The 23,021-nt window shown below is 66.7% G+C and carries 19 protein-coding genes and 3 tRNA genes; 10 read left to right on the top strand and 12 right to left on the bottom strand.

Going from position 1 to position 23,021, the window contains the following annotated elements; translation table 11 throughout:
- Positions 1 to 120: 120 nt before the first annotated feature.
- Genes ACZK5G_RS07390 through ACZK5G_RS07380 form a run of 3 tightly spaced genes read left to right on the top strand, consistent with a single transcriptional unit; the run spans position 121 to position 4,753 of the window.
- Positions 121 to 1,362, top strand: coding sequence for an efflux RND transporter periplasmic adaptor subunit (locus ACZK5G_RS07390; RefSeq protein WP_478465870.1), 1,242 nt, complete (start codon positions 121 to 123; stop codon positions 1,360 to 1,362).
- The gene (locus ACZK5G_RS07385) at positions 1,359 to 3,317 is read left to right on the top strand and encodes a MacB family efflux pump subunit (protein ID WP_032127910.1); all 1,959 of its coding nucleotides are present in this window, start codon (positions 1,359 to 1,361) and stop codon (positions 3,315 to 3,317) included. Before ACZK5G_RS07390 ends, ACZK5G_RS07385 begins: the two co-directional genes overlap by 4 nt.
- The gene (locus ACZK5G_RS07380; RefSeq protein ID WP_279913003.1) at positions 3,314 to 4,753 is read left to right on the top strand and encodes an efflux transporter outer membrane subunit; all 1,440 of its coding nucleotides are present in this window, start codon (positions 3,314 to 3,316) and stop codon (positions 4,751 to 4,753) included. The genes ACZK5G_RS07385 and ACZK5G_RS07380 overlap by 4 nt, the downstream gene beginning before the upstream one ends.
- Before the next feature lie 76 nt (positions 4,754 to 4,829).
- Here the strand turns inward: ACZK5G_RS07380 and rlmB are convergent, their stop codons facing one another.
- The 3 genes from rlmB to rnr all read right to left on the bottom strand — a co-directional run bounded on the left by rlmB (position 4,830) and on the right by rnr (position 8,721).
- Complete coding sequence (gene rlmB, locus ACZK5G_RS07375; protein WP_005408775.1) at positions 4,830 to 5,573, bottom strand: 23S rRNA (guanosine(2251)-2'-O)-methyltransferase RlmB; 744 nt, start codon at positions 5,571 to 5,573, stop codon at positions 4,830 to 4,832.
- Positions 5,574 to 5,666: 93 nt separating this feature from the next.
- Entirely contained in the window at positions 5,667 to 6,161 is a 495-nt protein-coding gene (locus ACZK5G_RS07370) for a GFA family protein (RefSeq protein ID WP_164080700.1), read from the bottom strand.
- 94 nt (positions 6,162 to 6,255) lie between these two features.
- A complete protein-coding gene (gene rnr, locus ACZK5G_RS07365; protein ID WP_478465868.1) occupies positions 6,256 to 8,721 on the bottom strand; it encodes a ribonuclease R in 2,466 nt (821 codons plus the stop codon).
- A 128-nt stretch (positions 8,722 to 8,849) separates the two neighbouring features.
- Between rnr and ACZK5G_RS07360 the strand changes: the two genes are divergently transcribed.
- Positions 8,850 to 8,934: transfer RNA gene (locus tag ACZK5G_RS07360), tRNA-Leu, on the top strand.
- Between the two features lie 54 nt (positions 8,935 to 8,988).
- On the opposite strand, the gene ACZK5G_RS07355 is transcribed toward ACZK5G_RS07360, so the two are convergent.
- The 3 genes from ACZK5G_RS07355 to ACZK5G_RS07345 form a co-directional block, all read right to left on the bottom strand.
- On the bottom strand, positions 8,989 to 9,375 hold the full coding sequence (locus ACZK5G_RS07355) for a cupin domain-containing protein (protein WP_478465867.1): 387 nt from the start codon (positions 9,373 to 9,375) through the stop codon (positions 8,989 to 8,991).
- 75 nt (positions 9,376 to 9,450) lie between these two features.
- Positions 9,451 to 10,275, bottom strand: a complete 825-nt coding sequence (locus ACZK5G_RS07350) for an AraC family transcriptional regulator (protein WP_478465865.1) — start codon at positions 10,273 to 10,275, stop codon at positions 9,451 to 9,453.
- A 79-nt stretch (positions 10,276 to 10,354) separates the two neighbouring features.
- Complete coding sequence (locus ACZK5G_RS07345) at positions 10,355 to 10,915, bottom strand: helix-turn-helix domain-containing protein (protein ID WP_478465863.1); 561 nt, start codon at positions 10,913 to 10,915, stop codon at positions 10,355 to 10,357.
- A gap of 20 nt (positions 10,916 to 10,935) precedes the next feature.
- On the opposite strand from ACZK5G_RS07345, the gene ACZK5G_RS07340 reads away from it, so the two are divergent.
- Together ACZK5G_RS07340 and ACZK5G_RS07335 are read left to right on the top strand one after the other, a co-directional pair.
- The gene (locus ACZK5G_RS07340; protein ID WP_478465862.1) at positions 10,936 to 11,928 is read left to right on the top strand and encodes a DMT family transporter; all 993 of its coding nucleotides are present in this window, start codon (positions 10,936 to 10,938) and stop codon (positions 11,926 to 11,928) included.
- 38 nt (positions 11,929 to 11,966) lie between these two features.
- Positions 11,967 to 12,051 (top strand) — tRNA-Leu (locus ACZK5G_RS07335).
- Positions 12,052 to 12,129: 78 nt separating this feature from the next.
- On the opposite strand, the gene ACZK5G_RS07330 is transcribed toward ACZK5G_RS07335, so the two are convergent.
- Positions 12,130 to 12,876, bottom strand: coding sequence for a sulfite exporter TauE/SafE family protein (locus ACZK5G_RS07330; RefSeq protein WP_478465860.1), 747 nt, complete (start codon positions 12,874 to 12,876; stop codon positions 12,130 to 12,132).
- A gap of 99 nt (positions 12,877 to 12,975) precedes the next feature.
- Between ACZK5G_RS07330 and ACZK5G_RS07325 the strand changes: the two genes are divergently transcribed.
- Both ACZK5G_RS07325 and ACZK5G_RS07320 read left to right on the top strand, forming a co-directional pair.
- A complete protein-coding gene (locus ACZK5G_RS07325) occupies positions 12,976 to 13,875 on the top strand; it encodes a LysR family transcriptional regulator (protein ID WP_121503834.1) in 900 nt (299 codons plus the stop codon).
- A 50-nt stretch (positions 13,876 to 13,925) separates the two neighbouring features.
- Positions 13,926 to 14,010: transfer RNA gene (locus ACZK5G_RS07320), tRNA-Leu, on the top strand.
- Positions 14,011 to 14,184: 174 nt separating this feature from the next.
- Here the strand turns inward: ACZK5G_RS07320 and emrB are convergent.
- From emrB to emrR, 4 genes are read right to left on the bottom strand one after another with little or no spacing between them, the layout of a single operon-like run.
- Positions 14,185 to 15,771, bottom strand: a complete 1,587-nt coding sequence (emrB, locus tag ACZK5G_RS07315; protein WP_032127920.1) for a multidrug efflux MFS transporter permease subunit EmrB — start codon at positions 15,769 to 15,771, stop codon at positions 14,185 to 14,187.
- Positions 15,772 to 15,778: 7 nt separating this feature from the next.
- On the bottom strand, positions 15,779 to 16,957 hold the full coding sequence (emrA, locus tag ACZK5G_RS07310; protein WP_049399501.1) for a multidrug efflux MFS transporter periplasmic adaptor subunit EmrA: 1,179 nt from the start codon (positions 16,955 to 16,957) through the stop codon (positions 15,779 to 15,781).
- Between the two features lie 11 nt (positions 16,958 to 16,968).
- Positions 16,969 to 18,465, bottom strand: a complete 1,497-nt coding sequence (gene emrC, locus ACZK5G_RS07305; protein ID WP_478465859.1) for a multidrug efflux transporter outer membrane subunit EmrC — start codon at positions 18,463 to 18,465, stop codon at positions 16,969 to 16,971.
- The gene (gene emrR / locus ACZK5G_RS07300; RefSeq protein WP_032127923.1) at positions 18,462 to 18,905 is read right to left on the bottom strand and encodes a multidrug efflux system transcriptional regulator EmrR; all 444 of its coding nucleotides are present in this window, start codon (positions 18,903 to 18,905) and stop codon (positions 18,462 to 18,464) included. Before emrR ends, emrC begins: the two co-directional genes overlap by 4 nt.
- Before the next feature lie 172 nt (positions 18,906 to 19,077).
- Here emrR and ACZK5G_RS07295 point away from each other — a divergent pair, with 172 nt between their 5' ends.
- Both ACZK5G_RS07295 and parC read left to right on the top strand, forming a co-directional pair.
- The gene (locus ACZK5G_RS07295; RefSeq protein ID WP_049399506.1) at positions 19,078 to 19,959 is read left to right on the top strand and encodes a helix-turn-helix domain-containing protein; all 882 of its coding nucleotides are present in this window, start codon (positions 19,078 to 19,080) and stop codon (positions 19,957 to 19,959) included.
- Positions 19,960 to 20,019: 60 nt separating this feature from the next.
- A complete protein-coding gene (gene parC / locus ACZK5G_RS07290) occupies positions 20,020 to 22,263 on the top strand; it encodes a DNA topoisomerase IV subunit A (protein ID WP_478465857.1) in 2,244 nt (747 codons plus the stop codon).
- Between the two features lie 267 nt (positions 22,264 to 22,530).
- Here the strand turns inward: parC and bfr are convergent, their stop codons facing one another.
- Positions 22,531 to 23,019: a bacterioferritin gene (gene bfr, locus ACZK5G_RS07285; RefSeq protein ID WP_004151115.1), complete on the bottom strand. Its 489-nt coding sequence runs from the start codon at positions 23,017 to 23,019 to the stop codon at positions 22,531 to 22,533.
- Positions 23,020 to 23,021 lie beyond the last annotated feature (2 nt).

Here is a 23,021-nt window from a genome sequence, read left to right as displayed (position 1 = left end):
TTACGCGTATTCACCGACAGTGTTACATAGAGACATACCCCGAGGATTGAGCCGCCCATCGCCCGGTCTTCACAATGCCCACCAACGCCGCCACCGCGGCCCCGAGAGTGAAGCCACGACGTGACGTTCCGCCTGCTGCCCGCGACCCGCCGGGGTCGCCTGATACTGATCGCCCTGCTCGCCCTTGCCGTTGCCGCAGCCGCCTGGTGGCTGCTGCGCAAGCCCGCCGCCCCGGCGGTGGCGACCACGCCCGCCAGCCGTGGTGACATCGAGCAGACGGTGGAAGCCACCGGCGTGATCGACGCCTACAAGCTGGTCAGCGTCGGTGCCCAGGCCTCGGGCCAGATCAAATCGCTGAAGGTGCAGCTGGGCGACACCGTGAAGGAAGGCGACCTGATCGCCGAGATCGACGCCACCACCCAGCAGAACCAGGTGCTCAATGCGCAGGCCTCGCTGGACCAGGTCACCGCCCAGCGCGCCGTGCAGCAGGCCACCCTGCGCCAGGCCGAACTGGAATTCGCGCGCCAGCAGCAGATGCTGGCCGCCGAGGCCACCTCGCGGCAGGAATACGATGCCGCCGAGGCGCAGCTGAAGACCGCCCGTGCCCAGCTGCAGTCCTACGAGGCGCAGATCAAGGGCCGCGAAACCGAGCTGGGCACCGCCCGCGCCAACCTGGCCTACACCCGCATTACCGCGCCGATGGACGGCACCGTGGTGGCGGTGGTGGCCGAGGAAGGTCGCACCGTGAACGCCAACCAGACCGCACCGACCATCGTCATGCTGGCACGGCTGGACGTGGTCACCGTCAATGCCGAGATCTCCGAAGCCGACGTGGTCAAGATCAAGGCCGGCATGCCGGTGTACTTCACCACGCTGGGCGACCCGGATCGCAAGTACCACGCCACGCTGCGCCAGATCAATCCGGCGCCGGCCTCGATCGCCAACGAGAGTTCGTCCAGTTCCAGCAGCTCGTCCAGTTCCAGCTCCAGCAGCGCGGTGTACTACAACGCGCTGTTCGACGTGGAGAATCCGGATGGCACCCTGCGCATCGACATGACCGCGCAGGTCTCGGTACTGCTGAAGCAGGCCAAGGGCGTGCTGATGGTGCCGGCGGTGGCACTGGGGCCGAAGCGCCGTGGCGACGAGCGCATGGTGCGGGTGCTGGACGACAAGGGCCAGCCGCAGCCGCGCAAGGTTACCGTGGGCATCAACAACGGCGCCTCGGCCGAGATCCTGTCCGGGCTGGAGGAAGGCGAGCGCGTGGTGGTCGGCGAAGCCGGTGCGGCCGGTGCCAGCGCCGGCGGTGGCAACCGCGGCGGCATGCAGATGCGGGTCGGCGGCCCGGGCATGGGGCGCCGATGAGCACGACGGCGCCGCTGCTGCGCCTGCGTGACCTGCGACGCGAATTCCCGGCCGGCGACGATGTGATCGCCGTGCTGCGTGACGTCAACCTCGACATCCACGCCGGTGAGATGGTGGCCATCGTCGGCCAGTCCGGCTCAGGCAAGTCAACGCTGATGAACATCCTCGGCTGCCTCGATCGTCCCACCCGTGGCAGCTACCAGGTGGCCGGCCGCGAAACCGGGAAGATGGAGCCGGACGAGCTGGCCGAACTGCGCCGCGAGCATTTCGGCTTCATCTTCCAGCGCTACCACCTGCTGGGCGACCTCGATGCGCGCGGCAACGTGGAAGTGCCGGCGGTGTACGCCGGCAGCCCCGGCCCGGTGCGCAACGCGCGTGCCGAACAACTGCTGCAGCGGCTGGGCCTGAGCGACCGCATGCACCACAAGCCGGGCCAGCTGTCCGGCGGCCAGCAGCAGCGCGTGTCGATCGCCCGTGCCCTGATGAACGGCGGCGAGGTGATCCTGGCCGACGAACCGACCGGCGCGCTCGACACGAAATCCGGCGAGGAAGTGATGGCGATCCTCGGCGAGCTGCACGCCGAAGGCCACACCATCATCATCGTCACCCACGACATGAGCGTGGCCGAACACGCGCAGCGCATCATCGAGATCCGCGACGGCGAGATCATCGCCGACCGCGCCAATCCGAATGCACCGACCTACCGCGCGCAGCGCGAGGCCAGCACCGGCGTCGCCCGCGGCAACAGCTGGCGGGCCGCGCGCGACCGCTTCACCGAAGCATTCCGCATGGCGTTGCTGGCGATGAATGCACATCGGCTGCGCACCTTCCTGACCATGCTCGGCATCATCATCGGTATCGCCTCGGTGGTCTCGGTGGTGGCGCTGGGCAACGGCTCGCAGCAGCAGATCCTGCAGAACATCAGCGCGCTCGGCACCAACACCATCGATGTCTACCCCGGCCGTGGTTTCGGCGACATGCGCTCGGCCCGCGTGCAGACGCTCAAAGCCAGTGATGCCGATGCGCTGGCCCGGCAGAGCTACGTCGACAGCTCCACGCCCAGCGTGTCGACCTCGGTCACCGCGCGTTACCGCAACCAGTCCTCCACCGCCCAGGTCAGCGGCGTCGGCGAGCAGTTCTTCCGGGTCAAGGGCGTGACCCTGCTCAGCGGCAGCTTCTTCGATGCCGATGCGGTGAAGGGCCTCGGCCAGGTGGCGGTGATCGACGAGAACACCCAGACCCAGTTCTTCCCCGATGTCGATCCGATCGGCCAGGTGATCCTGCTCGGCAACGTGCCGGCGCGCGTGGTCGGCGTGGCCAAGCGCCAGAGCTTCGGGTTCGGCGGCAGCACCAGCCTGAGCGTGTGGCTGCCGTACACCACGGTGATGTCGCGCATGCTCGGCCAGAGCCACGTGTCCAGCATCACCGTGCGCGTGGACGACGCCACGCCGATGGATGCGGCACAGGAAGCAATCACCCGCCTGTTGACGATGCGCCATGGCACCGAGGACTTCTTCCTCAGCAACAGCGCCGAGATCCGCCAGACCATCGAGCAGACCACGCGCACGATGACCCTGCTGATCGGCGCCATCGCCGCCATCGCGCTGCTGGTCGGTGGTATCGGTGTGATGAACATCATGCTGGTGTCGGTGACCGAGCGTACCCGTGAGATCGGCGTGCGCATGGCCGTCGGTGCACGGCAGAGTGATATCCGCCAGCAGTTCCTGATCGAAGCAGTGCTGGTGTGCCTGCTCGGCGGCGTGCTCGGCATCGGCCTGGCCCTGCTGCTGGGCTCGATGATCGGCCGCTTCGCCAGCGACTTCCAGGTGCTGTTCTCCACCGCCTCGATCGTCGCCGCCTTTGCCTGCTCGACCCTGATCGGCGTGGCGTTCGGCTTCCTGCCCGCGCGTAACGCCGCGCAGCTCGACCCGGTGGAGGCCCTGGCCCGCGAATGAAGATGATGACCCGACTGCCCTTCCCTGCCCCCTCCCGCCTGCTGCTGGCGGGCGCTGTACTGCTCGCCCTGTCCGGCTGCGCATCGATGGGCCGCTATCCGGTGCAGGCCCCCGACGTGGCGGCGACTTACGGTCGTGGCGACGCCACCCTCAATGCGCCCGCCGACGATCCGCGCAGCAGCCTGGATACTCCGGGCCGCGACATCCGCCAGGACACCTGGTGGACCGGTTTCGGCGATGAACGTCTCGACCGTCTGGTGGCGCAGGCGCTGGCCGCCAACAGCGATCTTGCCGCCGCTGGCCTGGCCGTGCAGCGTTCGCGCCTGCAGGCTGGCCTGGCCAGCAACGCGTTGTGGCCGCAGCCTTCGTCTTCAGGTGTGAGTGGTAGCGCCAGCCGCGCCACCGACCAGGCCGACGACTGGCGCCGCAGCTATTCCACCGGCGTCTCGCTGGGCTGGGAAGTGGACCTGTGGGGCCGCCTGCGCACCCAGCGCGACATCGCCCGCTGGGAAGCCGAGGCCAGCGAGGAAGACCGGCAGAACACCGCGCTGCTGGTGATCAGCGACACCATCAACCAATACTGGAACCTGGCCTATCTCAACCAGTCCATCGCCACCGGCCAGGCCAACCTGGAGCGGCTGGAACGTACCCGCGAACTGGTCCAGGCCCGCTTCGACGCCGGTGCAGTATCGCGCCTGGAAGTACGCCAGGCACTGCAGAACCTGCAGTCGCAGCGTTCCTCGCAGAGTGCGCTGGAACAGCAGCGGGTGGAGGCCCGCAATGCACTGACCGTGCTGCTGGACGGCACGCCCTGGCCGCAGCAGGACGAACCGCAGGACCTGCTCGGCGCACGCAGCCCCAGCATCGCGGAGGGCCTGCCGACCGACCTGCTCGGTCGCCGTCCCGACCTGCGCGCGGCCGAACTGCGCCTGCGCAACAGCCTGAAGACCATCAAGGTGACCGCTACCCAGTACTACCCGGCGCTGAGCCTGACCGGCAGCCTCGGTTCCAGCGCGACCTCGCTGGGCGATGTGCTGCGCAACCCGGTCGCCACGCTGGGCGCCGGCCTGTCGTTGCCATTCCTCAACCTGCAGCGCGCGCAGCTGGATACCGATATCGCCGGCACCGGCTACCAGATCGCCGCGACCAATTTCCGCAAGACGCTGTATACCGCGCTCTCGGAAGTGGACAACGCGCTGTCGGCACGCGAGCAGCTGGCGCGCCAGGTGGCGGCCTCGCAGGCTTCGTACGACGAAGCGGTGGAAGTGGAACGGGCGCAGGAAGTGCGCTACCGCGTGGGTGCCACCGACCTGCGCACCTGGCTGGAAGCGCAGCAGACCCGGCGCGATGCCGAGCTGTCGCTGGCGCGCGTGCGCCAGGGCCAGCTGAACAACGACGTCACCTTGTTCAAGGCACTGGGCGGCAGCGCGGGGTGAGGCGGCAAGAGCGCCAACCAAGGTTGGCGACTACCTGGTGGGTGTCGACCTTGGTCGACACGGCCGCTGCTGCCGATCAACCGCGCTGGCGCACGGCCTCGAACAGGCTGACACCGGCCGCGACGGAGACGTTCAGGCTCTCGATCTCGCCCGGCATCGGGATCTTGACCAGGCCATCGCAGTTCTCGCGGGTCAGGCGGCGCAGGCCATCGGCTTCACCGCCCAGCACCAGGGCGATGTTGCCCTTCAGGTCCAGCTGGTACAGCGAGGCGGTGGCTTCGCCGGCCAGGCCGTAGATCCACACGCCCTGCTTCTGCAGGTCCTTCAGGCAGCGCGACAGGTTGGTCACCGCCACCACCGGGATCAGATCGGCGGCACCCGCCGAGGTCTTGCGCACGGTGGCATTGACCGTGGCCGACTTGTCCTTGGGGATGATCACTGCAGTGGCGCCGGCGGCAGCGGCCGAGCGCAGGCAGGCGCCCAGGTTGTGCGGGTCCTGCACCTCGTCCAGCACCAGCAGCAGGGCCTTGCCCTCGGCTGCAGTGACCAGGCCTTCCAGCTCGTTCTCGCTGTAGGTGCGGGCGGCGGCATAGCGCGCGGCCACGCCCTGGTGGCGTACCGAACCGCCGACACCGTCCAGCGCCTGGCTGTTCACCTTGCGCACGTCGATGCCCTTGCGGCGGGCGTTTTCCTCGATCTCGGTCAGGCGCGGGTTCTTCGCACCGGCCTCGACCAGCACTTCGCGGACGTTCTCGGCGTCGTTCTCGATGGAGGAGGCAACGGCGTTGACGCCGACAATCCACTGGCTGTTCTTGCTCATGCGGGCGGGGACCGGAAAGGGGGTGGCTATGGTAGAGCATCGGCGCCGACCGCGCTGCGCGCTCGCCGGGCACGGCCCGGCGCTACCCGCCGCTCAGCCTTCGGCGGAGCGGCTGCGTGGCGGCCAGTGCGGGGTGTCGTGGTCCGGATGCTGGTGGGACACGATGGTGGCCAGGAAATCCAGCGCCGCGATGTCCTCCTCGGTACGCCGCGCCGGCAGGCTGGCCAGGCTGTCGACGAAGGGCAGCTTGCGTTCGACTCCGTACTGGATGGTCGGTGGCAGGCGTTCGGGTTGGTCAAAGGCACCGGCGGCCACGGCCACGCCGTCCGGGGCTTCGTAGGTCAGGGGCGTTCCGCAGTCGGCGCAGAAGCCACGCCGCACCACGTTGGACGACTGGAAATAGCGTGGCTGGCCGCGGGTCCAGCTGAACTGCACGCCGCGCACCGACACCAGCGGCGCGTAATAGGCACCGAAGGCCTTCTGGCACATCCGGCAGTGGCAGATCGAGCTGTCGGTCAGCTCGCCTCGCGCCTGGAAGCGGATCGCGCCGCACTGGCAGCCGCCGCTGTATTCGGGTTGGCCCTGCATGCGATGTCTCCTGGTAGTGACGGCCGCTGGCCGGCAACCCGTCGGTGCCGAGGGTGCCATGGATGCCGGCCAGCGGCCGGCACTACCACGGTCATCAGTATTTCTCTTTCTTCCGCTTGGCCGGCTTGCCACGCTCGGGCAGCGGCGGCAGGCCATCGCCTTCATCCTCACCCTTGTGCTCGACCAGGCGGAAGTCGATCTTGCGCTCTTCCATGCTGGCCTTCAGCACCAGGATGCGCACGCGATCACCCAGCCGGTAGCTGCTGCCACGGCGTTCGCCGGTCAGCGTCTTGCGGGTCGCGTCGAACTTGTAATAATCCTGCGGCAGCTGGGTGACGTGGACCAGGCCCTGCACCTTCGACTCGTCAAGTTCAACGAACAGACCGAAGCTGGTCACGCCGCTGATCACGCCATCGAACTGGCCACCCACGTGCTTTTCCATCCACGCCGCGCGGTAACGCTCGTCGACCTCGCGCTCGGCTTCATCGGCACGGCGCTCGCGCTCGGAACACTGCAGCGCCAGGGTTGCCATTTCGCGTGCGTTGTAGGTGAACTTGTCCAGCGGCTTGCCGGACAACGCATGCTTGATCGCACGGTGCACCAGCAGGTCGGGGTAACGGCGGATCGGCGAGGTGAAATGCGCGTACGCCTCCAGCGCCAGGCCGAAGTGGCCGTGATTTTCCGGGCTGTAGATCGCCAGGCTCTGGCTGCGCAGCAGCACCGATTCCAGCAGCGTGGCATCGGGGCGGTCGCGGATCTTCTTCAGCAGCGTGGTGTAATCGCCCGGGCGTACCTTGGACCACGGCGGCAGGCTCAGCTTGAACTCCTTGAGGAATTCCAGCAGGTCGGCGTACTTGGTTTCCGGCGGCTTCTCATGGATGCGGTACGGGGCCGGCACGTGGCGCGACAGCAGGTACCTGGCCGCCTCGACGTTGGCCGCGATCATGCATTCCTCGATCAGCTTGTGTGCGTCGTTGCGCACCAGCATGCCGGCCTGGGTGACTTCACCGCGGTTGTCCAGCACGAAGCGCACTTCGCTGCTTTCGAACTCGATGGCGCCGCGCTTGGCACGTGCCTTGGACAGCACCTTGTACAGCTGGTGCAGGCGCTGCACCTGCGGCAGCAGGTCGCCCATCCAGGCCTTGGTATCGGCATCGTCCTCGCCCACCGCCTTCCACACCTGGGTGTAGGTCAGGCGCGCGTGCGAGTTCATCACCGCTTCGTAGAAGCGCGAATGCGTGACCAGGCCGTCGCGGTCGATCTGCATGTCGCAGACAAAGCACATGCGGTCGACCTTCGGCATCAGCGAGCAGATGCCGTTGGACAGCGTCTCCGGCAGCATCGGCACCACGAAGCCCGGGAAGTACACCGAGGTGGCGCGCTTCTGCGCCTCCTCATCCAGCGGCGTGCCGGGGCGCACGTAGTTCGAGACATCGGCGATCGCCACCACCAGGCGGAAACCCTCGGCATTCGGCTCGCAGTAGACCGCGTCGTCGAAGTCCTTGGCATCCTCGCCATCGATGGTGACCAGCGGCGTGCTGCGCAGGTCGACGCGGTCGCCGATCATCGCCGGCTCGACCACCAGCGGCACCGAGGCCGCTTCGTCCAGCACCTCCTGCGGGAACTCGAACGGTAGCTCGTGGCCGTGGATGGCGGTCTCCACCACCAGCGAGGCGGTCAGCTTGTCGCCGAGCACGGCGATGATGCGGCCGATCGGCGGGCGGCGGCTGTCCGGCGCCTGGGTCAGTTCACAGACCACCAGCTGGCCATCGCGCGCACCACCGGTCTGGTCCGGCGGCACCTGCACGTTGCGCTGCACGCGCTTGTCGTCGGGCACCACGTAATTGATGCCCATCTCGATGCTGAAGCGGCCGATCAGGCGGGTCATGCCGCGCTCGAGCACGCGGGCGATGCTGCCTTCGCGACGGCCACGATGGTCGATGCCGGTCACACGGGCCAGCACCTTGTCGCCGTGCATGACCTTGCGCATCTCATACGGCGGCAGGAACAGGTCGTCACCGCCCTCGACCGGGCGCAGGAAACCGAACCCTTCCGGGTTGGCGATCACCACGCCAGTGACCAGGTTCAGGGTCTGGATCGGGGCGAAACCGCCGCGGCGGTTCTGCACCAACTGGCCGTCGCGGACCATGGCACCGAGCCGGCGCGACAGCGCCTCGGCCCGGTCCGGCGCGGTCAAGCCCAGGCGCGCGCCCAGTTCTTCAGCGGTCTGCGGCCCTTCGCAGCGCTCCAGCAGGGCCAGGATGGCCTCGCGGCTGGCGATGGGCTGTTCGTACTTCTCGGCTTCGCGGGCGGCATAGGGATCGTCGATCACCTTGCCGGTCGGCGGCAGCTTGCGGCCCGGGGCCGGGCCCGGAGCGGCGGCACCGGCGCTGCGAACCTTGCGACCACGCGGTGGTGCGCCGCCTTCATTCAATTCGGGGAACCAGCCCGGCAACGGCTTGCCCGGCTTGGTGGTGCGGGCCGTGCCCGCCTTGGCGCCCTTCTTCGGGGCCTGGCTGCGGGAGGTGCTCCCGCCCTTGCTTGGTTTTTTGGTAGTCATCGCCCTACATGGTAGCCGCTGACGGCGTGCAGAACGGGTCAGCGGCTGTCTTGAAGGCCTTGCATGAAAAATATTCAGGAAGTCGTTGACAGCCTGCGGATTCATCTTCACAATTGCGCCTCTGGAACGCCCAGGTGGCGGAATTGGTAGACGCACTAGTTTCAGGTACTAGCGGGTAAAACCGTGGAGGTTCGAGTCCTCTCCTGGGCACCACTGATAAAGAACCCCTGAGCGATCAGGGGTTTTTTGTTGTCCGGCGCCTCCGCCTCATATCCAGACATCGTTCTGCGCAGTGCGCTCGCCGCGCGAATCGCCCGTATTGAGCACGCCTCGCGGCTCGACCAGCATCAACCACACTTCGTGATCGGCACAGGTTCTGTGCTCCACCCCTTTAGGCACGACGTACAGTTCGCCTCGTCGCAGCAGGATGTGCCCGTCGCGGAATTCGATGCGCAGCTCTCCTTCAACCACCAGGAACGCCTCATCAGTGTCGGCGTGCACGTGCCATACGAATACGCCCTCGATGCGTACGATCTTGAACTGGTAGTCATTCATCTCGGCGATGACCTTGGGTGCCCACTGCTCGGTAAACAGCGCAAATTTCCGGGCAAGCGAGACCGGCTGGGGCAGAGGAGAGGGATCAATGTGTGACATGCGGATGCTCCTGGCGACATGGAAGAGGAAGCATGGAAAACTCCGCCGCGGGGTTCTTGTACGATCGTGCAACGATCAACGGCGCCGGCCGCGCATGCCCATCCGCTTGAGCCACAGCGCAGGCGTGACCCCGTAGGCAAGCAGGAACTGCCGCGCCATGTGGCTCTGATCGAAGAAGCCCGTATCGAGTGCAGCCGAGGCGATTGATTGCCCGGCCAGCAGGGCCCTGCGCACCCTGTCGAGCCGCCGAAGCGTCAGGAACCGATAGGGGCTGGTACCCAGCAGCGCGCGAAAATCACGACTCAGCTGCCAGCGATCCATGTCGCTGACCTGCGCCAGCGCATCCAAGGTCACCTGCTGTCCGAGCCTGTCCATCAGGTAAGCGCGGGCCCGCTCCACCCCGGCCGCATCGGGCCTGCGCATGGCACGCGGGCGCCCGGCCACCGCGACAAGGCTGTGCGATAGATCATAGAGCGCGTCAGCCTCTTCCATAGGATCCAGGCAGGCCTGTAGGTGCGCCAGTAGAGGCAGAATCGCGGCCCTCAGGCGAGGGTCGCTGGATACCCCACCCTGCACGAAGGGAAGCGGCGCACCGCCAAGCACCTGTTGCACCTGCCAAGGTGAGACATAGGCCATCCTGTAGCGGAATCCGGCGGCCGTGCCCGCCTCACCATCGTGCAGTTCATCAGGATGCAGCACGAGCACCGATCCAGGCACGCCATGCCGCCGTGAGCGCTGGTACTGGAAACTCTGCACCCCAGCCAGCGTGAATCCGATGGCATAAGTGTCATGTCGATGAGGCGCGTAACCGTGGCCTTCGAAGAACGCCTCGATGCGCTCAATGCCACCGTCACCCTCCCCGTGCTTGACCCAGTCACCTGGCGAAGCCTTCTCAGTCATTTCCACGCTCCATCAGGCACCACCACTCCAGCATGGATGTCGACGGGGATTCTCTTACCAGCGTTCCGGCCGTCCGGGTTCAGCGATGCTCGATCAACATCACCGCGGTGACCTGTTCCGCCATCGCCTCCAGCACATGCGCGACATCGGCCGCATAGCTGATGTAGTCGCCCGCCCCCAGTTCGACGCACTGCCCCACTGGCCCCAGGCGCGCGCGGCCACTGCATAGCACCACGTGCTCCACCGTTCCCGGCGGATGCGGTGCGGATTCACGGATGGATGCAGGCTCGACCACGACCCGATAGATATCGCGGCGCGCCCCCGCGGGGCACGCGGCCAGCAGATGCACGACGTAATCAGCCTGCTCGGAGGCCAAACGAGCGCCCTCTCCAGCACGTATCACCTGCACCGGCTGCTGCGGCGGAGCGATCAGCTGCGATACCTGAACCTCCAGCGCCGAGGCCAGCGCCCACAGCGTTTCAAGGCTGGGATTGCCAATACCAGCCTCCAGCTGGGAAAGCGTGGATTTGGCAACGCCAGCGCGCTTGGCCAGCTCAGAAACAGACACCCCCAAATGCTCGCGCTCCCGCCTGAGGGCACGGGCGAGGACATCAATGGGCGCGAACGTGGATGAAGACATGAATACTCCATATCGAACGAATGTTCGACTTGACGAACACTAGTGGTCACTTCTATCTTAGCGGCCAATCGTTCGACATATCGAACACCGCTGGAGGTGGCATGCAGTCCATCCGTGTTGGCGCGTTGCAGATGGCGGCAGCGATGGTGATATCCGGCAGCGTGGGTTGGTTCGTGGTGGAAACCGGACTGCCCGCGCCGACCGTGGTGTTCTGGCGCTGCCTGCTGGGCGGACTGGCCATGCTGCTGGCCTGCGTCGCACTGCGCCTGCCGTTAGGGGATGCGCGCAAGCGGCGCTGCCTACCCTGGATTCTCGCTGGCGGTGCAGCCCTGACCCTCAACTGGATCTGCCTGTTCTCCGCCTACCCGTATGCGTCGATCGGCGTCGTGACCGTCACCTATCACACCCAACCGTTCCTGCTGGTGGCCCTTGGCGTGCTGGCCTTCGGCGAACGCCCACGCCCCGCTCAGTGGGGCTGGCTGCTGCTGGCCTTCGGCGGCGTGGTGATGATCGTTGTTGCCACCCCCTCAGGCACCACCCCTTCGGCCAACTACTTCACTGGCATTCTGCTGGCGCTGGCGGCCGCCCTCCTCTACGCCATTGCCGCAGCCATCGGCAAACGACTGGTGGACGTGCCCACGCCCGTGGTCGTAACGGTGCAGCTCCTGATGGGCAGCCTGTTGCTGCTGCCCTTCGCGCGCTGGCCGGGCGACGCTCCGTCGCATGGATGGGCACTGCTGCTGACGCTGGGCTTCGTGCATACTGGCATGATGTCGACGCTGTTGTACTCAGCCCTGAAGAAACTACCGACCCTGCTGGTTGGCGTCCTGTCCTTCCTCTACCCGGTCATCGCCATTGCCATCGATGCGGCGGCATTCGGCCATGTGCTGGGGCCGGCCCAATGGATGGGCAGCGCGGCGATCCTCGGCGCCGTCGCCGGCATGAACCTGCTGCGGGCGGGCGGAATGCAGGGCGGCACAGCGAGTGACGCCGAACACGACCAAAAGTGTTGACACCCCCGTAACAACACCCCATAATCTCGCTCCTCGACGCCCAGGTGGCGGAATTGGTAGACGCACTAGTTTCAGGTACTAGCGGGTAAAACCGTGGAGGTTCGAGTCCTCTCCTGGGCACCACGTCGAGAATGAGAATAACCCGCGAAAGCGGGTTTTTTCATGCCCGTGATTCGGCATCGCCGTGACCGGCGGCCGGCATCACAACAGCGGCCGCAGCACCAGCTCCAGCCCGAGCAGCAGCAGGAATCCCAGGAAGCAGGCGCGGAACACCCGCGCACTGATGCGCTGCCGGATCACCTGCCCCAGCCACATGCCCAGCAATGCCGGCAGCACCGCCAGCGTACTCAGCCCCAGCTGCTGGATGCCGAATGCGCCGTGCAGCACCAGGCCAGTGGTCAGCGAAATCGTCGACACAGTGAACGCAAGCCCCAGCGCCTGCACCAGCTCCTCGCGCTGCAACCCCAGCGACTGCAGGTACGGCACCGCCGGCATCACGAACACGCCGGTGGCGCCGGCCACCACACCCGACAACGCCCCCACCAGCGGCCCCAGCCATCGCTCGCGCCGCTGCGGCACGCGGAACACCGGCGCAAGCAGGGCATAGGCCGCATAAACCACCAGCGCAACGCCCAGCGCAACACGCGACCAGGTGCGATCGACCCGCACCAGCAGCGCTGCCGAACCCAGCGTCACCACCACCACGGCCAGCATCATCGGCCACAGGCGCCGCACGATGTGGCCCAGTGAGGGGCCGGACAACAGCTGCCACGCATTGGTGACGAAGGTGGGGATGAACAGCATCGATGCCGCCGCCACCGGCGACAGCGCGCCACCGAGCAGACCCATCGCCACCGTCGGCAAGCCCATGCCGGTCACGCCCTTGACCACACCGGCCAGCACGAACACCACCACCAGCAGCACGTAGAAGTACATCGATTCATTCATGCCTTCATTGGATCGGCCGGCCGCTCGGCGCACAATGCGGTCTTCCCGGCCTCGCCTTCGGCTGATCCGAAGGCGCAGGCGTTGCGATGAGGGCATCACATGCGGATGGATATCGCCGACCTGCGCCTGTTCCTGGCCATTGCCGAGGCGGGCAGCATCACGGCCGGTGCCGCGCAGGCAAACCTGGCACTGGGCTCAGCCAGTGAGCGCCTGCGCACGATCGAAGCCGATGCCGGTACCCCGCTGTTGAACCGGCACCCACGCGGCGTCAGCCTGACCGAAGCCGGTGCCGCGCTCGCCCACCATGCACGCTTGATCCTGCAGCAGCAGGCACAGCTGCGCGGTGAACTGCAGGCGTTCGCGCACGGTGCGCGCGGCACCCTGCATCTGTATGCCAACACCGCAGCGCTGACCAACTACCTGCCTTCGCGGCTCGCACCATGGCTGGCCGAACGCCCGCGCCTGCACGTGGAACTGCTGGAGCGCACCAGCCCTGAAGTCGTGCGTGCGATCAGTGCTGGCCAGGCCGAGGCCGGCATCATCAGCGATGCCGTCGACGCTGCCGGCCTGCAGCAGCATGTGGTCGCCGAAGATCCGCTGGTGATGCTGCTGCCCGCAGACCACCGCTTCGCATCGCGGCGCAGCGTGGCCTTCACCGATGTTGCCGGCGAGACCTTCGTCGCACTGGCCGATGGCAATGCACTGCAGACCTACATCGAGGACCAAGCGCGCGACATCGGGCGGCGCCTGGATGTACGCATCCGCATGAAGACCTTCGAAGGCGTATGCATCATGGTCGGCCACGGCATTGGTGTCGGCATCGTGCCGCGGACCATCGCCCGCCAGCATCGGCGCAGCACGCATACCGTCGCCGTACCGCTCGCCGATGCATGGGCACAGCGCCGCCTGTGCGCCTGTTTTGCCGAGTGGGCGCAGTTGTCATCGGCAATGCGCAGCCTGCTGCTTCACCTGGGCGTACAGCCGCAGAAAAAGGTGTGAAATGTTGTTGACACATCTTCTGTCGCTCCCCATAATTCATCTCCTGAGTCGCCCAGGTGGCGGAATTGGTAGACGCACTAGTTTCAGGTACTAGCGGGTAAAACCGTGGAGGTTCGAGTCCTCTCCTGGGCACCATGACTCAAGATGATCAAACCCGCGAAAGCGGGTTTTTTCGTTTCCGGGGTTTGCAGCGTCAACGCGATGTCGACGCCCATCCACGCATGGATGCACTCCGTCGACGCCTGAGCGCACAAACAAAAACCCCGCCTTGCGGCGGGGTCAAAATACAGCACGTGTTTCCAGGGAGTTTCAGTGTCCGCCACCGGCGGCCGCACCTGCGCCTGCGCCAAACGGCGGTTTGGCCAGCCACAGGAACGCGATGATCGCCAGGAAGATCCAGCCCAGCAGGAAGAAGATGTCGTTGAAGCCCATCTGCGATGCCTGGTGGTTGATCATGTTGTTCAGTACCGCTGCGCCATGTTGCAGGTCGCCCTGCCCCATCGCTGTCACCTGGTCCTGCATGCCCGGCTGATAGACCGAGATGTGCTCGGTCAGGTCGGCGTGGTGCACCTGGGTGCGCCGCGCCCACAGCCACGTCGTCAGCGACGCCGCGAAGCTGCCGCCCAGCGTACGCAGGAAGGTGGCCAGGCCTGAGCCCGCCGCGATCTCGCGCCCATCCAGGTCCGACAGCAGGATCTGCAGCACCGGCATGAAGAACAGCGCGACGCCGATGCCCATGATCAGCTGCACGCCCGCCACATGGTTGTAGTCCACCTGCAGGTTGAAGTTCGAACGCAGGAAGCTGGTCATCGACAACACAATGAACGCAATCGTAGCCAGCATGCGCATGTCGAAGCGCGATGCATACTTGCCCACGAACGGGGTCATGATCACCGGCAGGATGCCGATCGGCGCTGTCGCCAGGCCCGCCCAGATCGCGGTGTAGCCCATGTCACGCTGCAACCACTGTGGAATCAACAACGCCACGCTGAAGAACGCCGCGTAGGCCACCACCATCGCCAGCGTACCGGCGCGGAAGTTGCGATGCCGGAACAACTTCAGGTCGACGATCGGATCCTTGTCGGTCAGTTCCCAGATCAGGAACACCGTCAGCGTGACCACGGCCACGCACGCCAGCACCACGATCTTCATCGACGAGAACCAGTCCTCGTCGTTGCCCAGGTCGAGCACCAGCTGCAGCGCACCGACACCGATCACCAGGGTGACCAGGCCGACGTAGTCCATCTTCGGCTTCTCGATGTGCTCCGGGCGCCCCTTCAGCTGGTTGCCCACCACCAGCGCGGCGAAGATGCCCAGCGGCACGTTGATCAGGAAGATCCATTCCCAGCTGTAGTTGTCGGTGATCCAGCCACCGAGAATGGGGCCGCAGATCGGCGCCACCACCGTGATCATCGCCAGCAGCGCCAGTGCCTGCCCGCGTTTCTCCCGTGGATAGATCGAGACCAGCAACGACTGCGTGATCGGGTACATCGGGCCGGCCACGAAACCCTGCAGCGCACGCGACAGCACCAGCATGCCCATGCTCTGCGCCAGGCCGCACAGCAGCGAGGTGATGACGAAGGCCAGCGTGGCCCAGACGAACAGCTTGCGTTCGCCGAAGCGGCGGCTGAGCCAGCCGGTCAGCGGCAGCGCGATGGCCGTGCTGACCGCGAACGAGGTGATGACCCAGGTCGCCTGCTGCGAACTGGCGCCGAGGTTACCGGCGATGGTCGGCAGCGAGACGTTGGCGATGGTGGTGTCGAGCACCTGCATGAACGACGCCATCGCCAGGCCGACGGTGCACAGGGCGACGCTGGGCGGCAGGAACCCGGAGGCCGCACCCGGCGCCGCCGGGGCGCCCGGAGCACCGGGCGCGGCTGGAGCTTGTGCGGACATGGCGACCTCAGCCCACCTTCGCCTGTTGCGGCAGGTTGCCCTGGATGATCGTGTGGATCACCTCGTCGGCATCATGCAGCTGCTTGGCATACACGTCGGTGTCGAACACCGTGCCCTTGGCCGGGGTGCTCGGCAGCACTTCGCCCTTCTGGTCGCGCAGGCTCACTTCGGCCTTCATCGACAGGCCGATACGCAGCGGGTGTTCGGCCAGCTGCTTGGCATCGATGGCGATGCGTACCGGCACGCGCTGAACGATCTTGATCCAGTTGCCGCTGGCATTCTGCGCCGGCAGCAGCGAGAACGCCGAGCCGGTGCCCAGGCCCAGGCTCTGGACGCGGCCCTTGTACTTCACGTCACCGGCGTACAGGTCCGACTTCAGCTCAACTTCCTGGCCCAGGCGCATGTGGCGCAGCTGGGTTTCCTTGAAGTTGGCCTCGACCCACATCTGCTCGGTCGGCACCACCGCCATCAGGGCATTGCCCGGCTGCACGCGCTGGCCAACCTGCACCGAACGACGGGCGACGTAACCGGTGACCGGCGCGACGATGCCGGCGCGGGCATTGTTGAGGAAGGCCTGGCGCAGCTGCGCAGCAGCGGCCTGCACGTCCGGCTGGGTGGCGATCACGGTGTCGTCGACCAGTGCGCGGTTGCGCTCGACGGTCTCGCGCGAACCGGCCACGGCCGCTTCGGCGGCGGCCAGCTCATCGCGGGCATGGGCCAGTTCTTCATTGGAAATGGCGCCGGTGGCGGCCAGGTCCTTGCGGCGGGCGAAGTCGTCGCGCACGCGCTTCAGGGTCACCTGGCGGGCGTTCAAGTCCGCCTGCGCGCCTTCCACGCTGCGGTACAGGCCACGGGTCTGGCGCACGGTCTTGGCCAGGTTGGCTTCGGCCTGCTGCAGCGCCACCGACGTGTCGGACGGGTCCAGCTGCACCAGCAGCTGGCCGCGCTCCACGCGCATGCCGTCATCGGCGTTGATGGCGACCACGGTACCGGCCACCAGCGGGGTGATCTGCACCTGATTGCCCTGCACGTAGGCATCGTCGGTCTCTTCGAACCAACGGCCGAACATGAAGTACCACAGCGCCAGTGCGGCAAGCAGCAGCACGACGATCACGAACAGGCCGCGCAGCAGGTTGCCGCGGCGGTTGGGGGCGGCCGGGGCCGCAGTGTCTTGGGTCTGGCTCATGGCAGGGATCTTCAGGAATGCGAGGAATCGGAATGGGAGGCGAGCGGCGCGGCGCGGTCGGCATCACTGGGCTGGAAACCACCGCCCAGCGCCTTGCTCAGGCGCACCGAGGTCTGCACCTGCTGCGACTGCAGGCCGGCCAGCTGCTGCTGTGACTGCAGCAGGGTGGACTGCGCGGTCAGCACGTCCAGGTAGCTGCCGATGCCGGCGCGGTAGCGCTGCTGGGCCAGGTCGAAGGCCGAACGTGCGGTATCCACCGCCTGCTGCTGCGAATGCGCCTGCTGTGCCAGCGAACGCACCGCGTTGACCTGGTCGGCCACGTCGCGCAGTGCATCGAGCACGGTCTGGTTGTAGTTGGCCACCGCCAGGTCGTACTGCGCATCGGTGTTGGCCAGGTTGGCGCGCAGCTTGCCGCCTTCGAAGATCGGCAGGCTCAGCGCCGGTCCGATGTAGGCAAAGGTCGAACTGCTTTTCAGCAGATCGCCCACGTTCGGTGCGACGACGCCAGCCAGTGCGGTCAGGTTGAAGCTCGGGTAGAACTTGGTCCTGGCGACCTTGATCTGCTTGTCGGCCGCTTCCACGCGCCAGCGCGCGGCAACGATGTCCGGGCGACGACCCAACAGTTCGCTGGGCAGCACGCCCGGCAGCTGCAGCGCCATCGGATTCAACGCCTGCGGGCGCTGGATCGACAGGCCACGGTCCGGACCCTTGCCGACCAGCGCGGCCAGCGCGGTGCGGGCCGCATCGATGCGCTGCTGCGCGGCCTGCACCTGCTGCTGCGCGGCGGGCACGCGGGCCTCGGCCTGGCGCACCTGCAGATCACTGTCGATGCCGGCGCTGCGGCGCTGGCGGGTCAATTCCAGCGACTTCTGCGAGCGGCCCAGCTCTTCTTCGGCCACGTCATTGAGCTGCCATGCATACGCCAGGTCGGCATAGGCCTGGGTGATGCCGGTGGACAGGTTCAGGCGTGCAGCCTGGGCTTCGACAGTGGCGGCATGGGCGCCGTCCACGGCCGCTTCCCAGGCAGCGCGCTTGCCGCCCCACAGGTCCACGCCATAGCTGAAATCAAACGCGACCTGGCTGCTGCCAGCGTAATGGCCACCCATCTCGCTGCCGGCCATCGACTCGGGCAGGCGCAGACCGGTGTAACCACCGGACACCGACAGGCTCGGCAGGCGATCGGCACGCGCGGTACCGACCTGCGACTGCGCCTGGCGCAGGCGCGCATCGGCAGCGTCCAGGCTCGGGTGGCCAGCCAGGCCCTCGGCGACCAGCGCGTCCAGCTGCGCATCGCCCAGTGCCTTCCACCAGTCCTGCGCCGGGAAGCCGGTGGCGCTCAGGTCGGTGTCAGCCAGGGTGCGTTCGCTGTGCAGGCTGTCCACATCGAGCACGTGGCCCTGCGGGTTGAGGCCACGACTGCTGGCGCAGGCGGCCAGGGCCAGGGCCAGCGCTGATACCAGCAGCGCGCGCCCGGACCGGCGGAGAGTGGATTGCGGGATCGGGTTCATGGGGTCGTCAGGGAATCGCGGATTCGGGTGAGGAGGGACAGCAGCTGCGTGCGCTCATCGGCGGAAAGATCACGCAGGGCGTAATCCATCACCGCGTCGCCACGCAGCTTCAGCCGCGCCCACAGTGCGCGGCCTTCATCGGTCAGCACGATCTGCAGCGCACGCCGGTCCTGGGCATGCGGTTCGCGGCGGACGCAGCCCAGCGACTCCAGCTTGTCCAGCAGGCGGGTCACCGCACTGGGCACCTGGTCGATGGCCTGGGCCAGCTCGTTGGCCGTGCACGGAGCCATGTTGGAAAGCACCTTCAACCCGATGTAATGGGTGAAGCCGATACCCAGGTCTTCTTCAGCCATGGATGCGTCGAGTTGACGGACCAGGCCGTCGCGCACCTGGCGCAGCAGCAGGCCGAAGCTGGGGGGAGTGGTTGCAGGACAGATCATGGGGGAGCATTCTCTTCCAAAAAAAATATTTCTCAATGGAAATATTCGATCTGGCATCGAATGCTGTGTTGCAGCAGCGGGCTGGATCAACGAAGGCGCCTACCTTAATGATCTGGTCAGGTGGCCCGGTAGTACAATTCAGCCAATGGATGACACATTTCAGCCAGCGGATATGATGAACAAGGCAGAAATCCCCCCTCCCAAGCGGTTGCTGCGCGACGACGCCCTGGATTGGTTCGAGCGCAATGACGGGCCACCGGTTGTCGCCTTCCGCTTCGACAGCCCCTTGGGCCTGGTCCGTGAAGTGGACTGGCACCACCATCAGCGCGCGCAGCTGATCTGCGTCGAACGCGGCCTGTTGACCACCCGCACCTCGCACGGAACGTGGTCACTGGCGCCGGGCTCGGCCGGCTGGATGCCGCCGCTGGAGCCGCATACGGTCACCCTCGACGGCCCGCTGCGTGGCTGGGGCATGGCGCTGGCCGCACCGGCCTGCGCCACCCTGCCCGCCGATCCCTGCGTACTGGGCCTGTCCAAGCTGGCGCAGGCGCTGGCCGACCGCATCTGCGAATGGCCGCTGGGCTACGACACCACGCCCGAGCGCCAGCACATCATCGAGGTGCTGCTGGATGAGATCCGTACCGCGCCGCGCCAGCGCATGCACCTGCCGATGCCGCATGACCGGCGCCTGCTGAAGATCGCCTCGCAGCTGCTGGCCGACCCGTCCGACGAGCGCAGCCTGGCCGAATGGGCGCACTGGGCCGGGCTGTCGCCGCGCAGCCTGACCCGCCACTTCCGCGACGAGACCACGCTCAGCTTCGCCCAGTGGCGGCAGCAGGCCCGGCTGTCCGAAGCCCTGCGCCAGCTGACCGACGGCCGCAGCGTGGCCGATATCGCCCACGCGCTGGGCTTCAGCAGCGCCAGCGCCTTCGTCACCGTGTTCCGCCGCCACTTCGGGCTGCCACCGGGGCGCTACCTGGCACGGGCCGGACACGGCCTGGAAACCGGGTTGGACCCTGCGCGCGGCTTGGCATCCCCCGCCGCATCCGGATAATCACAGGATTGCGAGCGGCGACCGCCGTCGCCGCCTCCCGACAACAGGTAACAACGCCGCATGACCGAACTTGCCCGCCCCGTGTTCCACGGATTCGAACAACTGCCGCTGCGCGAGTACGCCGAACGCGCCTACCTCGACTACTCGATGTACGTGGTCCTGGACCGCGCCCTGCCGTTCATCGGCGACGGCCTGAAGCCGGTGCAGCGCCGCATCATCTATTCGATGAGCGAGCTGGGCCTGAATGCCGCGTCCAAGCCGAAGAAGTCCGCGCGCACCGTCGGTGACGTCATCGGTAAGTACCACCCGCATGGCGACAGCGCGTGCTACGAGGCGCTGGTGCTGATGGCACAGCCGTTCTCGTACCGCTACCCGCTGATCGAGGGCCAGGGCAACTTCGGCTCCAGCGACGACCCGAAGTCGTTCGCGGCGATGCGTTACACCGAATCCAAGCTGACCCCGATTGCCGAAGTGCTGCTGGGCGAACTGGGCCAGGGCACCACCGACTGGGCACCGAACTTCGACGGCACCCTGCAGGAACCGACCTGGATGCCGGCGCGGCTGCCGCACCTGCTGCTGAACGGCACCACCGGCATCGCCGTGGGCATGGCCACCGACGTGCCGCCGCACAATCTCAACGAGATCGTCAGCGCACTGCTGCACCTGCTGGACAACCCCGATGCCAGCGTGCGCGACCTGTGCGAGCACGTGCAGGGCCCGGACTATCCGTCCAGCGCCGAGATCATCACCGCGGCCAACGATCTGCGGAACATCTACGAAACCGGCAACGGCAGCGTGCGCGCACGTGCGACCTTCACCAAGGAAGCACACAACATCGTGGTCACCGCGCTGCCGTTCCAGGTGTCGCCGTCGAAGGTGATCGAGCAGATCGCCGCGCAGATGCGCGCCAAGAAGCTGCCGTGGCTGGAAGACATCCGCGATGAGTCCGACCACGCCAACCCGGTGCGCGTGGTGCTGGTGCCGCGTTCCAACCGCGTCGACGCCGAGCAGCTGATGGGCCACCTGTTCGCGACCACGGACATGGAACGCAGCTACCGCGTCAACCTCAACGTGATCGGGCTGGACGGCCGTCCGCAGGTGAAGAACCTGAAGATGCTGCTCAGCGAATGGCTGACCTTCCGCAGCAACACCGTCACCCGCCGCCTGCAGCACCGCCTGCAGAAGGTCGAGCGCCGCCTGCACCTGTTGGAAGGCCTGCTGGTCGCGTTCCTCAACCTGGACGAGGTGATCCACATCATCCGTACCGAGGACGAACCGAAGGCGGCGCTGATCGCGCGCTTCGGCCTGTCCGACGACCAGGCCGAGTACATCCTGGAAACCAAGCTGAAGCAGCTGGCCCGCCTGGAGGAGATGAAGATCCGTGGCGAGCAGGACGAGCTGGCCAAGGAGCGCGAGAAGATCCTCGGCATCCTCGACAGCAAGGCCAAGCTGAAGAAGCTGATCCGCGACGAACTGACCGCCGATGCCAAGAAATTCGGCGACGCGCGCCGTTCGCCGCTGGTGCAGCGCCAGGCCGCGCAGGCCATCGACGAGACCGAGCTGGTGCCGAGCGAGCCGATGACCGTCGTGCTGTCGGAGAAGGGCTGGATCCGCGCCGCCAAGGGCCACGACGTCGATGCGTCCGCCCTGTCCTACCGTGATGGTGACGCCCTGCAGGGCGCGGTGCGTGCGCGCAGCACGCAGCAGGTCGCGTTCCTCGACAGCGAGGGCCGCGCCTACTCGACGCCGGTGCACACCCTGCCTTCCGCGCGTGGCAACGGTGAACCGCTGACCGGCCGCTTCTCGCCGGCCGCGGGCACCAGCTTCGTGACCCTGGCCAGCGCCGAGCCGGACACCCGCTTCGTGCTGGCCTCCACCCACGGCTACGGCTTCGTCACCCGCTTCGAGAACCTGATCGGCCGCAACAAGGCCGGCAAGGCGATGCTGAACCTGTCAACCGGTTCGACCGTGCTGACCCCGTCGGTGGTGGCCAACGTCGCCACCGACCGCATCGTGGCGGTCACCAGTTCGGGCAACCTGCTGGCGATCGCCGCCAACGACCTGCCGGAACTGGACAAGGGCAAGGGCAACAAGATCATCGAGATCCCCAAGGCCAAGCTCGCCACCGAACGCGTGGTCGCCATCGTGGCAATCAGCCCGGGGCAGACCCTGCAGGTACGCAGCGGCCAGCGCACGATGGGGCTGAAGTTCAACGAGCTCGACGCCTACCTCGGCGCCCGCGCCACCCGCGGCCACCTGCTGCCGCGCGGCTGGCAGAAGGTGGAAGGGCTGTCGGTGGAATAAAGGCTGGGGCCTTGCTCCTGGTGGGTGTCAACCTTGGTTGACACGCCTTGCCGGAGACCAGACACGAAAAAGCCGGGGCATTCCCCGGCTTTTTCGTTGTCGGCTGGCGGGCGGTGGAGCGGCTGGCTGGCGAAAGCTGGCTGGCGATGCTCCGGTGCTGGCGGGCGACAGAACGCTGTGCTTCTTCTGGTAGAGCCGACCGCTGGTCGGCTGCTTTTTGCAGAGCAGCCGACCAACGATCGGCTCTACCCAAAGCGGGGCGCCGGCTCAGTGCGCCGGGGCGCCGTTGCCGTCGATCTTGCTCAGCTGGTACAGCTCCAGGCCGATGCGCTTGATCAGGCCCAGCTGCTGCTCCAGCCACCAGGCGTGGTCTTCCTCGGTGTCCTTCAGCTGCGCCAGCAGCATGTCGCGGCTCACGTAGTCACCCTTCTCTTCGCACAGCTTCATGCCGGCGGCGAGATTGTTCCGAACCGCGTATTCAGTATCCAGATCCTTCTGCAGCATCTCTTCCACGGTCTTGCCCGGCTCGGTGGCATGCGGGCGCATGTCCGGGTCGCCGCCGAGGAACAGGATCCGGCGCAGCAGCGCGTCGGCGTGCTGGGTTTCCTCTTCCATCTCGTGGTTCAGGCGTTCGTACAGCGCGAACAGGCCCTGGTCCTCATAGCGGCGGGAATGGATGAAGTACTGGTCGCGGGCAGCAAGCTCGCCGCGCAGCAGTTCCTTCAGGCAGGCGATGACGTCCGGGTTGCCTTTCATGG

Source organism: Stenotrophomonas sp. 62841_Sma (assembly GCF_056482945.1).
Note: the sequence above shows the minus strand (reverse complement) of the source record. Positions and strands in the feature narration are given on the sequence as shown.

Bases quoted from the DNA above. Each gene is read 5' to 3' on its own strand.
- ACZK5G_RS07295 (WP_049399506.1), top strand. From the start codon at position 19,078: ATGATGAACAAGGCAGAAATCCCCCCTCCCAAGCGGTTGCTGCGCGAC.
- ACZK5G_RS07325 (WP_121503834.1), top strand. From the start codon at position 12,976: ATGCGGATGGATATCGCCGACCTGCGCCTGTTCCTGGCCATTGCCGAG.
- ACZK5G_RS07355 (WP_478465867.1), bottom strand. From the start codon at position 9,375: ATGTCACACATTGATCCCTCTCCTCTGCCCCAGCCGGTCTCGCTTGCC.
- ACZK5G_RS07345 (WP_478465863.1), bottom strand. From the start codon at position 10,915: ATGTCTTCATCCACGTTCGCGCCCATTGATGTCCTCGCCCGTGCCCTC.
- parC (WP_478465857.1), top strand. From the start codon at position 20,020: ATGACCGAACTTGCCCGCCCCGTGTTCCACGGATTCGAACAACTGCCG.
- emrB (WP_032127920.1), bottom strand. From the start codon at position 15,771: ATGTCCGCACAAGCTCCAGCCGCGCCCGGTGCTCCGGGCGCCCCGGCG.
- ACZK5G_RS07340 (WP_478465862.1), top strand. From the start codon at position 10,936: ATGTTCGACTTGACGAACACTAGTGGTCACTTCTATCTTAGCGGCCAA.
- emrA (WP_049399501.1), bottom strand. From the start codon at position 16,957: ATGAGCCAGACCCAAGACACTGCGGCCCCGGCCGCCCCCAACCGCCGC.
- emrR (WP_032127923.1), bottom strand. From the start codon at position 18,905: ATGATCTGTCCTGCAACCACTCCCCCCAGCTTCGGCCTGCTGCTGCGC.
- ACZK5G_RS07370 (WP_164080700.1), bottom strand. From the start codon at position 6,161: ATGCAGGGCCAACCCGAATACAGCGGCGGCTGCCAGTGCGGCGCGATC.
- rnr (WP_478465868.1), bottom strand. From the start codon at position 8,721: ATGACTACCAAAAAACCAAGCAAGGGCGGGAGCACCTCCCGCAGCCAG.
- bfr (WP_004151115.1), bottom strand. From the start codon at position 23,019: ATGAAAGGCAACCCGGACGTCATCGCCTGCCTGAAGGAACTGCTGCGC.
- rlmB (WP_005408775.1), bottom strand. From the start codon at position 5,573: ATGAGCAAGAACAGCCAGTGGATTGTCGGCGTCAACGCCGTTGCCTCC.
- ACZK5G_RS07380 (WP_279913003.1), top strand. From the start codon at position 3,314: ATGAAGATGATGACCCGACTGCCCTTCCCTGCCCCCTCCCGCCTGCTG.
- ACZK5G_RS07385 (WP_032127910.1), top strand. From the start codon at position 1,359: ATGAGCACGACGGCGCCGCTGCTGCGCCTGCGTGACCTGCGACGCGAA.
- ACZK5G_RS07350 (WP_478465865.1), bottom strand. From the start codon at position 10,275: ATGACTGAGAAGGCTTCGCCAGGTGACTGGGTCAAGCACGGGGAGGGT.
- ACZK5G_RS07330 (WP_478465860.1), bottom strand. From the start codon at position 12,876: ATGAATGAATCGATGTACTTCTACGTGCTGCTGGTGGTGGTGTTCGTG.
- emrC (WP_478465859.1), bottom strand. From the start codon at position 18,465: ATGAACCCGATCCCGCAATCCACTCTCCGCCGGTCCGGGCGCGCGCTG.